This is a genomic window from Amycolatopsis mongoliensis (genome assembly GCF_030285665.1).
Lineage (GTDB): Bacteria > Actinomycetota > Actinomycetes > Mycobacteriales > Pseudonocardiaceae > Amycolatopsis > Amycolatopsis mongoliensis.
The window spans coordinates 7,947,774-7,960,572 of record NZ_CP127295.1 but is presented as its reverse complement, the minus strand read 5'-3'; the positions used below and the strand labels follow the sequence as shown (position 1 = coordinate 7,960,572).

The 12,799-nt window shown below is 71.3% G+C and carries 13 protein-coding genes; 7 read left to right on the top strand and 6 right to left on the bottom strand.

Features of this window, described 5'->3' with window-relative positions:
- Positions 1–127: 127 nt before the first annotated feature.
- Positions 128–568, top strand: coding sequence for a MarR family winged helix-turn-helix transcriptional regulator (locus QRX60_RS38220; RefSeq protein WP_285996326.1), 441 nt, complete (start codon positions 128–130; stop codon positions 566–568).
- Entirely contained in the window at positions 565–984 is a 420-nt protein-coding gene (locus QRX60_RS38215) for a hypothetical protein (RefSeq protein WP_285996325.1), read from the top strand. Before QRX60_RS38220 ends, QRX60_RS38215 begins: the two co-directional genes overlap by 4 nt.
- 87 nt (positions 985–1,071) lie before the next feature.
- On the opposite strand, the gene QRX60_RS38210 is transcribed toward QRX60_RS38215, so the two are convergent.
- Complete coding sequence (locus QRX60_RS38210) at positions 1,072–2,460, bottom strand: KamA family radical SAM protein (RefSeq protein WP_285996324.1); 1,389 nt, start codon at positions 2,458–2,460, stop codon at positions 1,072–1,074.
- Between the two features lie 131 nt (positions 2,461–2,591).
- Here QRX60_RS38210 and QRX60_RS38205 point away from each other — a divergent pair, with 131 nt between their 5' ends.
- The 3 genes from QRX60_RS38205 to QRX60_RS38195 are packed head-to-tail and all read left to right on the top strand — an operon-like array spanning position 2,592 to position 6,618.
- Entirely contained in the window at positions 2,592–4,184 is a 1,593-nt protein-coding gene (locus QRX60_RS38205) for an amidohydrolase (protein WP_285996323.1), read from the top strand.
- Positions 4,185–4,195: 11 nt separating this feature from the next.
- On the top strand, positions 4,196–5,824 hold the full coding sequence (gene lnt, locus QRX60_RS38200) for an apolipoprotein N-acyltransferase (protein ID WP_285996322.1): 1,629 nt from the start codon (positions 4,196–4,198) through the stop codon (positions 5,822–5,824).
- Between the two features lie 26 nt (positions 5,825–5,850).
- Entirely contained in the window at positions 5,851–6,618 is a 768-nt protein-coding gene (locus QRX60_RS38195) for a polyprenol monophosphomannose synthase (protein WP_285996321.1), read from the top strand.
- Here the strand turns inward: QRX60_RS38195 and QRX60_RS38190 are convergent.
- Entirely contained in the window at positions 6,605–7,357 is a 753-nt protein-coding gene (locus QRX60_RS38190) for a class I SAM-dependent methyltransferase (RefSeq protein WP_285996320.1), read from the bottom strand. The two genes, QRX60_RS38195 and QRX60_RS38190, sit on opposite strands and share 14 nt — an antisense overlap.
- Before the next feature lie 35 nt (positions 7,358–7,392).
- On the opposite strand from QRX60_RS38190, the gene QRX60_RS38185 reads away from it, so the two are divergent.
- Positions 7,393–8,193, top strand: a complete 801-nt coding sequence (locus QRX60_RS38185; protein WP_285996319.1) for a PIG-L deacetylase family protein — start codon at positions 7,393–7,395, stop codon at positions 8,191–8,193.
- Here QRX60_RS38185 and QRX60_RS38180 read toward each other — a convergent pair.
- Complete coding sequence (locus QRX60_RS38180; RefSeq protein WP_285996318.1) at positions 8,120–8,875, bottom strand: DeoR/GlpR family DNA-binding transcription regulator; 756 nt, start codon at positions 8,873–8,875, stop codon at positions 8,120–8,122. The genes QRX60_RS38185 and QRX60_RS38180 overlap by 74 nt on opposite strands.
- 48 nt (positions 8,876–8,923) lie before the next feature.
- On the opposite strand from QRX60_RS38180, the gene QRX60_RS38175 reads away from it, so the two are divergent.
- Entirely contained in the window at positions 8,924–9,535 is a 612-nt protein-coding gene (locus tag QRX60_RS38175) for an NUDIX domain-containing protein (protein ID WP_285996317.1), read from the top strand.
- A gap of 204 nt (positions 9,536–9,739) precedes the next feature.
- Here the strand turns inward: QRX60_RS38175 and QRX60_RS38170 are convergent, their stop codons facing one another.
- The 3 genes from QRX60_RS38170 to QRX60_RS38160 all read right to left on the bottom strand — a co-directional run bounded on the left by QRX60_RS38170 (position 9,740) and on the right by QRX60_RS38160 (position 12,581).
- The gene (locus tag QRX60_RS38170; RefSeq protein WP_003081521.1) at positions 9,740–10,087 is read right to left on the bottom strand and encodes an RNA polymerase-binding protein RbpA; all 348 of its coding nucleotides are present in this window, start codon (positions 10,085–10,087) and stop codon (positions 9,740–9,742) included.
- A 226-nt stretch (positions 10,088–10,313) separates the two neighbouring features.
- On the bottom strand, positions 10,314–11,078 hold the full coding sequence (locus QRX60_RS38165) for a thymidine kinase (RefSeq protein ID WP_285996316.1): 765 nt from the start codon (positions 11,076–11,078) through the stop codon (positions 10,314–10,316).
- A gap of 102 nt (positions 11,079–11,180) precedes the next feature.
- Positions 11,181–12,581, bottom strand: coding sequence for an MFS transporter (locus tag QRX60_RS38160; protein ID WP_285996315.1), 1,401 nt, complete (start codon positions 12,579–12,581; stop codon positions 11,181–11,183).
- Positions 12,582–12,799: the final 218 nt, after the last annotated feature.

The following is a 12,799-nucleotide window of genomic DNA, read 5'->3' as shown; positions in this document are numbered from 1 at the left end:
TCCGTCGACACGGTGAGGAAGGTGCGCCGGGGCATCCGGCAGCGCGCTCGACCGGCCACGGTCCCGGTGCTCGGGGGAGTCTCCGGCCCACTTGCTTAAGGCAGATTAATTAAGCTAGATTCAGCATATGCCCGGACAAGATCCACCAGAGCTGGCTCGCGATCTGCGCCTCGCTGTCGGCCGGGTGGCCCGGCGCCTTCGGCGGATGTACGTCGACACCGGCGAAGGTCTCAGCTTCCTCGAACTCGCCGTCCTGCACCGGCTCGACGCCTCCGGACCTACCTCTCCCGGAGCGCTGGCGGGCGATGAAGGGGTCACCGGCGCCGCCGTCGCGGCGACCTTGACCCACCTGCAGGCCCGGCACCTGGTGACCCGGGCCAAAGCCCCCGAGGACGGCCGCCGGGTGGTCGTGACCATCACCTTCGCGGGCCGGCGCACCCTGCGGCACCGGGAGGCCGCCAGCCTCGGCCGCATCGAGCAGGTGCTGCGCGACCGGCTCAGCGCCGCCGAACGGGACCAGCTCGCCGCGGCGATACCCCTACTCGAGAAGGTGGCGACCGAACTGTGATCACCTCCGACTGGACCTCACCCGATCCCGATGTCGAAGCGTTCATCGACGAATACGACCGGCGCAGCACCGAGCCGGACGCCGATGCGACAACGCTGTTCGCCGCGAGCTTCCTCGCGCTGGACCCGGCCCGCGCGGTCACCCTCACCCCCGCGGTGCTCGCCGCGGCACTATCCGCCCGACGCGGCATGTTCGACGCCGCCGGGATCGGCGCGATCCGGCGCACCGACGCCCGTCAACTGCGCCTCGATGATCACCACGTCCTGGTCAGCGTCGATTGGACCGCGGAACGCGCCGACCGGGATCCTCTGCGCCTGGAATCGACCTTCCTGATCCGCCGCGAACCCGACGGCCCGCGCATCCTCGTCTACCTCAACCACCACGATGTGGCAGCCCTGCTCACCGCCGGCGGTTGACAGCGCAGGCAACCGAGAAGGGGTGCCGTGGAACGAACTTCGTTCCACGGCACCCCTTCGGTACCTCCTGAGGGCTGAGCGCTCGCGTCAGCTGGAGCGGGTGGCCCACCACTGCCGGCCGGCTTCGGGCAGGGTCGAGATCGGGTCGTAGTACGGGTACCGCCGCTGCAACGCCTCCGGGTCCTCCAGCTCGATGCCCGTCCGGTAGTTCTTCGTCCAGTACGAAATCCCCAGTTCCCGGTCGTACTCGGCCAGCTGGTGCACCCACCGCTTCCCGACGTAGGGCACGTCGCAGACGATCCGCGGGGTCGCGTACCCCGGCAGGTACCCCATGATCGAGTGCTGCAGCTCCTGCGCCTCGTGCACCGAAACCCGCCAGTGCTCGGCGTTCGGGATCATGTCGCACATGTAGAAGTAGTACGGCAGGATGTTCGCCTCGCCCTGCAGCGCGAAGCACAGGTCCAGCAGCTGCGCCGGCGTCGCGTTGACCCCGCGCATCAGCACGCCCTGGTTGCGGACGTCGCGGACACCGACATTCAGCGCCGTCTGGGCCGCCTCCGCCACCAGCGGCGTCACCGACTGGGCGTGGTTCACGTGCGTGTGGATCGCCAGGTTGACACCGCGGCGCTGGGCGGTCACCGCGACGCGCTCCAGGCCTTCCACCACCTTCGGCTGGATCCAGTGCTGCGGCAGTGCCGCCAGGGCCTTCGTCGCCAGGCGGATGTCGCGGACCGTGTCGATGTCCATCAGGCGCATCAGGAACGACTCCAGCTGCGGCCACGGCACGTTGGCCACGTCGCCGCCGGAGACCACCACGTCGCGCACGCCCGGGGTCTTCTTCAGGTACGCGATCATCGCGTCTTGGCGGTCGACCGGCTTGAGCGTCAGCTTGTGCTTCTCGATCTGCTCGGTGGAGTTGCCGACCAGGTCCATGCGGGTGCAGTGGCCGCAGTACTGGGGGCAGGTCGAGATCATCTCGGCCAGCACCTTGGTCGGGTAGCGGTGGGTCAGGCCCTCCACGACCCACATCTCGGCCTCGTGCAGCGAGTCGCGTTCCGAGTGCGGGTGGCTCGGCCACGTGGCGTCGCGGTCGCTCTTGACCGGGAGCATGTAGCGGCGGATCGGGTCGGCGTAGAACGCCTCGGTGACCTTCGCCGGGTCGGTGCCCGCCGTGGGCGCCATCGTGTTGAGCATCTGCGGCGGAAGCAGCATCGACATCGTCGCCAGCTCGCGCTGGTCGGCGAGCAGGTCGTCGTAGAAGCGCTCCTCCAGCAGGTCGCCCATCAGGGCGCGCAGCTGCTTGACGTTGCGGACGCAGTGCACCCGCTGCCACTGCGCGTCACGCCACTCGGCGTCGGTCACGTCGTGCCAGCCCGGGAAGCGGCGCCAGTCGGGTTCCACCAGCTCGGCGCGGGCGTACTCGTAGGGCTGGTCGAAGGCGGCGGCTGGCGTCACAGGTTCCTGGGTCGCAGTCACTTGTACTCCTAGTCGTCGGGAACGCGTTAAAATATCCTGTCATAACGTTCTCACGGAGTAAATCTTCCTGCCTGCTGACATGTCTTCCCCCAGGTGGAGGAAGCCGCCGGCGGCGGGGCAGACTCGAGGGCGTGACGGACGAACACACGACGCTCCTGCTCGGCGGGCGCATCTACACCCCCGCCGGCCCGGACGCCACGGCCATGGCGGTCACCGGCGGCACCGTGGTCTGGGTCGGCCAGGACGCGCCGGCCCGCACCCTCCACCCCGGCGCCGAAATCGTCGACCTCGACGGCGCGTTCGTCGCGCCCGCGTTCGTCGACGCCCACGTCCACGCCACCGCCACCGGGCTGCACCTGACCGGGCTCGACCTCACCGGCGTCCGCAGCGGTGCCGAACTACTGGCCCGCGTGCGCGACGCCGTCGTCCCCGGCCAGGTCCTGCTCGCCCACGGCTGGGACGAAAGCGGCTGGGCCGACCCCCGGTTGCCCAGCCGCGCCGAGCTCGACGACGCTGCCGGTGGCACGCCCGTCTACCTCAGCCGCGTCGACGTCCACTCCGCGCTCGTCTCCACCGCACTGGTCGAGCTGGCCCCGGCCGCCCGCGACGCCGAAGGCTGGTCGCCCGACGGCCCGCTGACCCGCGCCGCCCACCACGCCGTCCGCGCGGCCGTGCGCGCCGCGATCACCCCGGACCAGCGCGAACGCGCCCAGCGCGCGTTCCTCGCCGAGGCCGCGGCCCGCGGGATCGTCAGCGTCCACGAGTGCGCCGGCCCCGACATCTCCGGCCGCGACGACCTGGCCGCCCTGCTCGCCCTCACCGGCCCGGACCGGCCCGAAGTCGTCGGCTACTGGGGCGAGCTCGGCGCCGTCGACACCGCCCGCGAACTCGGCGCCCGCGGCCTGGCCGGTGACCTGTTCGTCGACGGCGCCCTCGGCTCCCACACCGCGGCGCTGAGCGCCCCCTACGCCGACCACGCCGGTTCCGGCACGCTCTACCTCGACGCGCACCGCATCGGCGAGCACCTGGCCGCCTGCACCGAAGCCGGGCTGCAAGCCGGCTTCCACGTCATCGGCGACGCCGCCGTCGCCGAGGTCGTCGAAGGCTTCCGGCTCGCCGAGAAGGAGGTCGGGCAGCGCGCGCTCGCCGCCCGGCACCACCGGCTCGAGCACCTGGAGATGGTCACCGCCGACCAGGCGAAGCTCCTGGCCGGCTGGGGCGTGGTCGCCTCGATGCAACCGCCGTTCGACGCGCTCTGGGGCGGCGACCACGGCATGTACGCCGAACGCCTCGGCGACCGCGCCGCCGGGCTCAACCCGTTCTCGGCATTGGCCGCCGAAGGCGTCCTGCTCGCCTTCGGCTCCGACGCGCCGGTGACCCCACTCGACCCGTGGGCGAGCGTCCGCGCGGCCGCCTACCACCGCACCCCGGGCGCCGGCCTGTCCCCGCGGGCGGCGTTCACCGCCCACACCCGGGCCGGGCACCGGGCGGCCGGCGTCAACGACGGCGTCACCGGCAGCCTCGTCCCGGGTGCGCCGGCGCACTACGCGATCTGGGACGCGACGGACCTCGTCGTCGCGACCCCGGACAGCCGCGTGCAGCGCTGGTCCACCGACCCCCGCGCCGGCGTGCCGCCCCTGCCGCGGCTCGAACCGGACGCCGCCCTGCCGCACTGCCTGCGCACCGTCCGCGCGGGTGAAGTCCTCCACGACGCCATCACCTAGAGTTGTCGCCTGTGGCAGTCACCGTGGCGGACCCCGAACCGGGCGCCCCGCACCAACCCGCCCGCACCCGGCGGTTCCCGCGAGCCCGGCAGTTGCGCCTGGCCGCCGCGCTGGTGTCCGGGTTCGCCTACTACCTGAGCTTCTCGCCGCGCCCGCTGTGGTGGCTCGCGCCGCTGGCGTTCGCCGGGTTCGCGCTCGTGCTGCGCGGCCGGAGCTTCCGCGGCGCGTTCGGCTACGGCTTCGCGTTCGGGTTCGTGTTCTTCCTGCCGCTGCTGACGTGGCTGCTGGACTTCCTCGGCCCCGACTTCGGCCCGTGGCCGTGGCTGGGCCTGTCGTTCGCGCTCGCGCTCTACTACGGCCTCGCGGGCGGCCTCATCACGTGGGTGTCCCGCCTGCCGCTCGCGCCGTTGTGGGGCGCGCTGATCTTCATCGCGCTGGAGACCCCGCGCGCGTGGTTCCCCTTCGGCGGCTTCCCGTGGGGCCGGGTCGCGTTCAGCCAGCCCGAAGGCGCGTTCCTGCCGCTCGCCTCGATCGGTGGCGCGCCGCTGGTCGGCCTGGCCGTCGTCCTCAGCGGGTTCTGCCTCGCCGCCCTCGTCGGACGGCTCTGGGACGGCCGCGAAGCACTCACCGCCGCCCTGCGGACCCGCCCGGCCGTCTTCGCCGCCACCGGCACCCTGCTGCCCGTGGTGGCCGGCCTGGCGCTGTGGCCGTCCATCGGCACCGGCGCGCAGGACGGCGAGCTCACCGTCGCCACCGTGCAGGGCAACGCCCCGGACATCGGGCTGGCGCTGCAGGGCGAGCGCGACGTCCTGCGCCGCAACACCATCGCCGAGAGCGAACGGCTGCTCGACGCCATCCACGCCGGCCGGGTCCCGAAACCGGACCTGCTGCTGTGGCCCGAGAGCGCCACCACCGTCACCGGTCCCGACCCGCAGGTCGACCAGCTCGTGGCGAACTTCGGCGTGCCCGCGTTGATCGGCGCGATCTACGAGCTGCCGGACCGCCACCTGCAGAACTCGGTCATCGCCTGGGACCCCCACACCGGGCCCGGGCAGCGCTACGCGAAGCAGCAGCTGGTGCCGTTCGGCGAGTACGTGCCCGCCCGCAAGGTCGCCGAGCTCGTCACGCCGTTCCTCGACACCGAGACCGTCGACATGGTCCCCGGCGACGGCACGAACCAGGCCATGGCCGTCGCGGGCACGAAGGTCGGCACGTTCGTCTGCTACGAGGCCGCGTTCGACTACCCGGCGCGCGACGCCGTCCGCGACGGCGCCGAACTGCTCGTCGTGCCGACCAACAACGCCTGGTACGGCGAGAGCGAGATGAGCCTGCAGCAGCTGGCCATGTCCCGGCTGCGCGCGGTCGAACACGGCCGTTCGGTCGTGGTGTCCGCCGTCTCGGGTGTGAGCGCGATCGTCGCCCCCGACGGGACGGTTACCAGCTCAACCGGCCTTTTCACCGCCGATTCCCTGGTCGGGCGCGTCCCGCTGCGGACGCAGACTACGCTGTCGGATCGACTAGGTGCGTGGACGGAGTACGGGCTGCTGGCACTGGCGATCGCCGGGGTGGCCGGCGGGCTCGTGCTCCGTTTTCGCACCCGGCGCACCAGCGCCGGCACGGCAGGGGAAGCGGCGGGCTGACCGCCGCGGATATCGGAGGAGCACGGATGTCGCAGGCGCCGCGGGGGGCCCGGGAAATCGAGCCGGTGCTGGTGGTGATCCCGACGTACAACGAACGGGAGAACCTCGGCCCGATCCTGGATCGCCTGCACAAGGCACTTCCGGACGTGCACGTGCTCGTGGTGGACGACGGCAGCCCGGACGGCACCGGTGAGCTCGCCGACGAGCGCGCCGCCGCGAACGAGAACGTCCACGTCATGCACCGGACCGAGAAGGCGGGGCTGGGGGCGGCCTACATCGCCGGGTTCCGCTGGGGGCTGGCCCGGGAGTACAACACGATCGTCGAGATGGACGCGGACGGCTCGCACGCGCCGGAGGACCTGCCGCGGCTGCTGGACGCCGTCGGCGACGCGGACCTGGCCATCGGGTCGCGGTACGTGCCGGGCGGCAGCGTGGTGAACTGGCCGCTCAAGCGCCAGGTTCTCTCGCGGGGCGCCAACGTCTACTCGCAGATCGCGCTCGGCATGCGGACCCGGGACATCACGGCCGGTTTCCGCGCCTACCGGCGCCCGGTGCTGGAGAAGCTGGCGCTGGACGAGGTCAATTCGCACGGCTACTGCTTCCAGATCGACCTGACGATCCGCACGGCCGAGGCCGGGTTCGAGATCGTCGAGGTGCCGATCACCTTCACCGAGCGCGAGATCGGCGAGTCGAAGATGGACGGCTCGATCATCCGCGAGGCGTTCCTCCGGGTGGCGAAGTGGGGCGCCGAGCGCCGCTGGCAGCAGGTGCGGCGGCTGCTCAAGCGCGGCTGAGCCGGGCGGTCACGATCCAGGTCCGGGCGCCCAGCATCACGCCGTCCGGAGTCTCGTGCGCGGCAAACGCGTCCCGGAGGCGGGTCACCGACTGCGGGTCGCCGCCGGCGAACAGCTCCTGGACGTCTTTGAGGCCGAGAGCGAACTCGCACGCCGTCGCCGCGTCGGGCCCGTAGCAGACGGGCTCGCGCAGCTCCGTGAACTCGACGTCGGCAAAGCCCGCGCCCCGCAGCAGGGCGTCGGTGTGGCTCTGGTCGCCGAGGGAGAAGTGCGGCCCTGCGGGTGGCGGGGTGGTGCCGGGCGCCACCGCGTCGTGCAGCACCGAGTACCACTCGTTGCGGTCCCGCTCCTGCCACACCAGCAGCACCAGGCGCCCGCCGGGCCGCAGCGCGCGGGCGAGGTTGGCGAACGCCGCGGCCGGGTCGGCGAAGAACATCGCCCCGAAGCGGCTCAGCACGACGTCGAACGCCGCGGCCGGGAACGCGTGCGTCTGCACGTCGGCGACCTCGAAGCTCGCCCCGCCGAGCTCGCGGGCTTTGGCGATCGCCTGCTCCGAGACGTCGACGCCCAGCGCCGTCGCGCCCGCCTGCGCGGCTTCGCGGGTGGATTCGCCAGTGCCGCAGCCGACGTCGAGGACATCCTCGCCCGGCTGCACGGCGGCCGCGGCGCGGAACCGCTCGTTGTGCGGCCGCACCTCGGCGTCGAACAGCGCCGCGAACCGGACCCGGTGCTCACTCATGCCGTCTTCTCCCGTCATCGGCCATCATGGGGCCGATGACGACCATCGTGGCCTTCCACGCGCACGCAGACGACCCCGTGTTGCTGAGCGGCGGCACCCTGGCCCGCGCGGCGGCCGACGGGCACCGGGTGGTGGTCGTCGTGGCCACCGACGGGATGGACGGCGAGCACCCCACCGCGCGCTGGCGGGAGCTGGAGGCGAGCGCGGCCATCCTCGGCGTCCGGCGCGTCGTGCACCTCGGGTACGCCGACAGCGGGCACGGGCCCGAGCTGTACCCGGATCCGCCCGGTCGGCAGCGCTTCGCCCGCGCGGACACCGAGGAAGCCGCGCACCGGCTCGCGGCCCTGCTGCACGAGGAACGAGCCGACCTCCTGCTCGGCTACGACCCGAACGGCGGCTACGGCCACCGCGACCACGTCAAGGTGCACGAGGTCGCCAGGCGGGCGGCCCGGCTGACCAGGACGCGGCTGCTGGAGGCCACGCTGCCCCGCGACGTCGTCGTCCGGCTCGCGCGGGTGGTCCGGGCACTGCGGATCCCGGTCCGGTACGACAGCGCCGCCCTCGGCCGGCTCTACAGCCCGGCCGCGGCCATCACCCACCGGTTCGACGTGCGGCGGTTCGCCGGGCGCAAGCAGGCGGCACTGGCCGCGCACGTATCGGACGTGCGGGGCACCGGGCGGCTCGCGGCGGTGCTGCGGGTACTCGTGTGGCTGCCGGCGCCGGTGTTCGCACTGGTGGCAGGCCACGAGTGGTACGCCGAGGTCACCGACCGGGGAACGCGACCCCGATCGCTGCAAGTTTCTGCACGTTCTGGTCGGAGTCGTCGGCGTCGGTGATGACGCCGGCGATGTCGGCGAACGGCAGCACGGTGAACCGCGAAGCGGCGCCGAGCTTCTCGGCGCTGGCCAGTACGTAGGTGTCGGCCGCGCGCCGGGCCAGGGTGCGCTTCATCGCGGCTTCGTCGGCGTCGCCGGTGGTGAGCCCGGCGTCGGGGTGGACGCCGGTGACGCCGAGCAGGAAGACGTCGGCGCTGATGGCCTGGGCGGCTTCGGCCGCGGCTGCGCCGCAGGTCACCACGGAGTGCCGGAACAGGCGCCCGCCCAGCAGGAAGACCTCGATACCGGGGTGGTCGAGCAGGGCGACGGCCACGGTCGGACTGTGGGTGACGACGGTGGCTTCGAGGTCGCGGGGGAGCGCCTTGGCGACGGCCAGCGTGGTGGTGCCGCCGTCGAGGATGACGGTCGAGCCGGGCCGGACCAGGCCGGCGGCGATCGTGGCGACCCGGTCCTTGCCGTCGACGGCGATCACCGTCCGGCTCGCGTAGTCGGCGACGGCGGGGGAGACGGGCAGCGCTCCGCCGTAGACGCGCTGGCAGAGCCCGGCGGCGGCCAGGTCGCGCAGGTCGCGGCGGATGCTGTCCTCGGAGACGCCCAGTTCGGCGGCCACGTCCTTCGCCAGCACCTTGCCGTCGGCCGAGAGCCGGGCGAGCAGCAGCTCACGGCGTTCGCCGACCAGCATGCACAGTCCTCCTTGTTTATGCCGAGTTCTGCACATTATGGTCGCGGAATGACCTCTTCGGCAAACTTGTCCCGCAACCCGCGCGTGCGGGTCACCAACGTGGAGCTGCTGTCGTCGGCCTGGTACGTGCTGCGCCGCACGACGTTCGACTACCGGCACGGCGACGGCCGCTGGAGCACCGAGCAGCGCGAAACCTACGACCGCGGCAACGGCGCGACCGTGCTGCTGTACGACGCGGCGGGCGGGACGGTGCTGCTGACCCGCCAGTTCCGCTACCCGGTGTACGTCAACGACCACCCGGACGGGATGTTCATCGAGACGGCGGCGGGCCTGCTGGACGCCGACGACCCGGAGACGGCGATCCGCCGGGAGGCCCAGGAGGAGACCGGGGTCCGCATCGGGGAGCTGGAGCACGTGTTCGACGTGTACACGAGCCCGGGCTCGGTGACCGAGCGCCTGCACTGCTACGCGGCACCGTACGACCCGGCCGACCGCGGCGAGGGTGGCGGCATTGCCGAGGAGGGGGAGGACATCGAGGTGCTGGAGCTGCGTTTCGAGGACGCCCTGAAGATGATCGGAACCGGGGAGATCGCCGATGCGAAGACGATCATGCTCCTGCAGTGGGCAGCCCTGCACGGCCCGTTCCGCCCCCGCGACTGAGCCGGGCCTCCGCGTCGCTGCGGCGGAGGTGGCAGACGACGTGAATGACTCATTCATGTCATCTGACGACATGAATGAGTCATTCACGTCACCGCGCCCGGGCCCGACCGAGCCCGGACATGGGAAAGGCCCCCGCGGGGGGAGGTCGCGGGGGCCTTTCCGTTGTGGTGAGAGCGGTGGCTACGGGCCGACGCTCGGAGGGGCTTACGCGGACCGGGAGGTCCGCCGGCCCTTCAGCTCGGCGAGACGTTCGTTCAACAGGTCCTCGAGCTCGGGGATCGTGCGCCGCTCGAGCAGCATGTCCCAGTGGGTGCGCGGCGGCTTGACCTTCTTCTGCTCGGGCTGCCCGCCATCCACGATCTCCGACTCACTGCCGTGCAGGCGGCACTCCCAGACCGTCGGGATCTCGGCGTCGTCGGAGAACGGCACCTCGAACTCGTGGTTCTTCGGGCATGCGTAGCGCACGGTGCGGCGTGGGGCGAGGTCGTGGTTGCGGTCGGTCTCGTAGCTGACCGCTCCCAGCCGGCTTCCACGAAGAACACGGTCGGCCATGATGGGGGTCCTTTCAGTCAGCTCCGGGTGGAGCCTGGGTGATGCTCACCCTATGCAACGACTTGGGGCCCCCGAGGATTCCCGGGATGCCATGTCGTTGCTCACGATGAGCTGCGTCACCCAACGGCATCAGCTTCCTCTAGTAGGAGGCGTTTCGCGCTTCGGCGTGACGTCAATACGGCCTTCTTAGTGCTGATATCCCCCGGATGGGCTACTGGCACCCACGTCAGGTCAACCGTAACTGACCGTGACGACCAGTAACGGGCCCCAAGTCACCCGATCGAAAGTGGCGACGGCACAATACCTGATAACGCACAGTAGTGTTTTCGGCCTCAAAACCAGCCAAAGCTGAAGATTCAACTACGGATTGTTCGGTATCTGCCACCACCACGGTATCGCCCTCGCGTACGACCTCGCCGTCGAGCACCCGCGCGTTGAACCGCCCCGGCAGCCCGCACCAGCACAACACCTCCACCTGAACCGGCTGCAGCTCGTCCGCCAGTTCGAACAGGCGAGCGGCTCCCGGGAACAACCGGCTCCGGAAGTCCGTCGCGATGCCGAAGCAGTACACGTCGATCTCGACCTCGTCGGCCAGCTCCGCCAGCTGGTCGACCTGCCCGGAGGAGAGGAACTGCGCCTCGTCCACCACGACGTAGTCCACGTGCTGCCCGCGCGCCCACTCCTGGCGCACCAGGTCCCGCACGTCGGTGTCCTCGCCGACCTCCACCGCCTGCCGGCTCAGCCCGATCCGGCTCGAGATCTGCGGCGCGCCCGAGCGGTCGTGACGCACCAGCACCAGACCGCGCCGGCCCTGCCGCGCGTGGTTGTGGTCGATCTGCAGCGCCAGGGTCGACTTCCCGCAGTCCATCGGCCCGTAGCAGAACTTCAGCCTGCCCACCGGCGGCGTCCCGCGGCGCGAACCGGCCGCGGGGACCGACGAGAGGGCGTCGGTGGGATCGGGGCCGGCGGCCCGGTCGTTCAACAAGGTCACGACACCCGACCCTATCGGTGTCTGGACACTCGTTCAGGACAGCCCGGCCCAACCGGCCGCCACGCCCTCACCCCACCCCGCGTGACAGCCCATCGAGCCTCGTCACAGCACCTCCGGCGGTGTGTTGCCCGCCGCCACGATCGCGCGCCGCACCGGCACCAGCCAGACCAGCACCAGGCCCGCCGCGAAGAAGATCACCAGCGCGATGATCGCCAGCCGGAACGACCCCGTCGCCTGCCCGACCCCGGCGAACACCAGCGGCCCCAGCCACGACGTCCCGCGCTCACCCACGACGTAGAGCGAGTAGTACTGCGCGTCCTTGCCCGCCGGGATCATCTGGCTGAACAGCGACCGCGACAGCGCGTTCGTCCCGCCCAGCACCAGCCCGATCCCCACGGCCACCGCCAGGAACTGCCCCAGCTGCTTCGGCTGCACGAAGTACGCACCGGCCAGCACCACGACCCACAGCACCAGACTGCCCAGGATCGTCCGCTTCGCCCCGATCCGCCGCGCCACCAGCCCGTGCAGCGTCCCGCCCAGGTACGCGACGAACTGGATCACCAGGATCGTCACGATCAGCACCGAGTCGCCGAAGCCCAGCTCGTCCTTGCCGTACTGCGCCGACACCGTCACCACGGTGTTGATCCCGTCGGTGAAGACCAGGTAGCTGCCCAGGAAGGCCAGCGTCAACGGGTACGCCTTCGCCGCCACGATCGTCTGCCGCAGCTCCGCGAACCCCGCACGCAGCACCGACACCCCCGGCGCGACGTCGACCGGCGTGTGCCTGCGGGGGAGCGCCCGCACCGCGGGGAACGTGAACAGCGCCCACCACAGCCCCGAGGTCAGGAAGCAGATCTGCACCGCCGTGCCCTTGCTCACCCCGAAGGCGTCGTGCCCGAGGTAGAACCCCAGCTGCAACGCCAGCGCCAGCCCGCCGCCCAGGTACCCGAACGCCCAGCCCTTCGCCGAGATGCCGTCCCGCTCGTCCGGCCCGCCGATGTCGACCAGGAACGAGTAGTAGACGACCAGCGAACCGCCGTAGCCGATGTTCGCGACGACGAACAGCACCACACCCAGCTGCCAGTCCGAACCGGCCAGGAAGAACATCGCCGCCGCGGCCGCCGCACCCAGGAACGCGAACCCGCCCAGGATCCGGCGCTTGTTGTGGCTGCGGTCGGCCACCGCGCCCGCGATCGGCAGCACCAGCACCTGCACGACCGTCGCCACCGACAGCAGGTAGCCCCACACCGAGCCGGCGGGGAAGTGCAGCCCGAACAACGTCACGTCGCAGTGGTTCAGCGTGTCGGCGTTGCCGGCCGCGTCGACGCACGGACGGTCCCCGTTAAGGGTGAAGTTCGTTTTCGCGTCCGCCGCCGCGATCGTGCTCATGGAGAGCGCGCCGAACACCGTCGTCGTCGACGAATAGAACGGCGAATTCGCCCAGTCGTAGAAATACCAGCCCCAGCGCTCGCGCTTGGTCGAGCGCGTCCCGGCCAGCGTCATCCACGGCTCCTCATGCTCAAGAACGTCCAGGTCAGCGCGGAGACTACTGGGCCGTAACGGCGCCGGCGGACGGACCACCGAAACCGTGTCCGGTTCGTCGCTTCGTGATCATCCGCCACTTCCGGGCGAAACACGGTCCGCCCGTCACGGCGTGTCGCTGACCGGAGTGAATGGTGTTTCGTGTGAGACTGAAGAGCGGAGTGTGTCTCTTGTGGTCA

Coding starts and splice junctions, on each gene's coding strand:
- QRX60_RS38220 (WP_285996326.1), top strand. CDS start 128: ATGCCCGGACAAGATCCACCAGAGCTGGCTCGCGATCTGCGCCTCGCT.
- QRX60_RS38195 (WP_285996321.1), top strand. CDS start 5,851: ATGTCGCAGGCGCCGCGGGGGGCCCGGGAAATCGAGCCGGTGCTGGTG.
- QRX60_RS38190 (WP_285996320.1), bottom strand. CDS start 7,357: ATGAGTGAGCACCGGGTCCGGTTCGCGGCGCTGTTCGACGCCGAGGTG.
- QRX60_RS38185 (WP_285996319.1), top strand. CDS start 7,393: ATGACGACCATCGTGGCCTTCCACGCGCACGCAGACGACCCCGTGTTG.
- QRX60_RS38180 (WP_285996318.1), bottom strand. CDS start 8,875: ATGCTGGTCGGCGAACGCCGTGAGCTGCTGCTCGCCCGGCTCTCGGCC.
- QRX60_RS38175 (WP_285996317.1), top strand. CDS start 8,924: ATGACCTCTTCGGCAAACTTGTCCCGCAACCCGCGCGTGCGGGTCACC.
- QRX60_RS38170 (WP_003081521.1), bottom strand. CDS start 10,087: ATGGCCGACCGTGTTCTTCGTGGAAGCCGGCTGGGAGCGGTCAGCTAC.
- QRX60_RS38160 (WP_285996315.1), bottom strand. CDS start 12,581: ATGACGCTGGCCGGGACGCGCTCGACCAAGCGCGAGCGCTGGGGCTGG.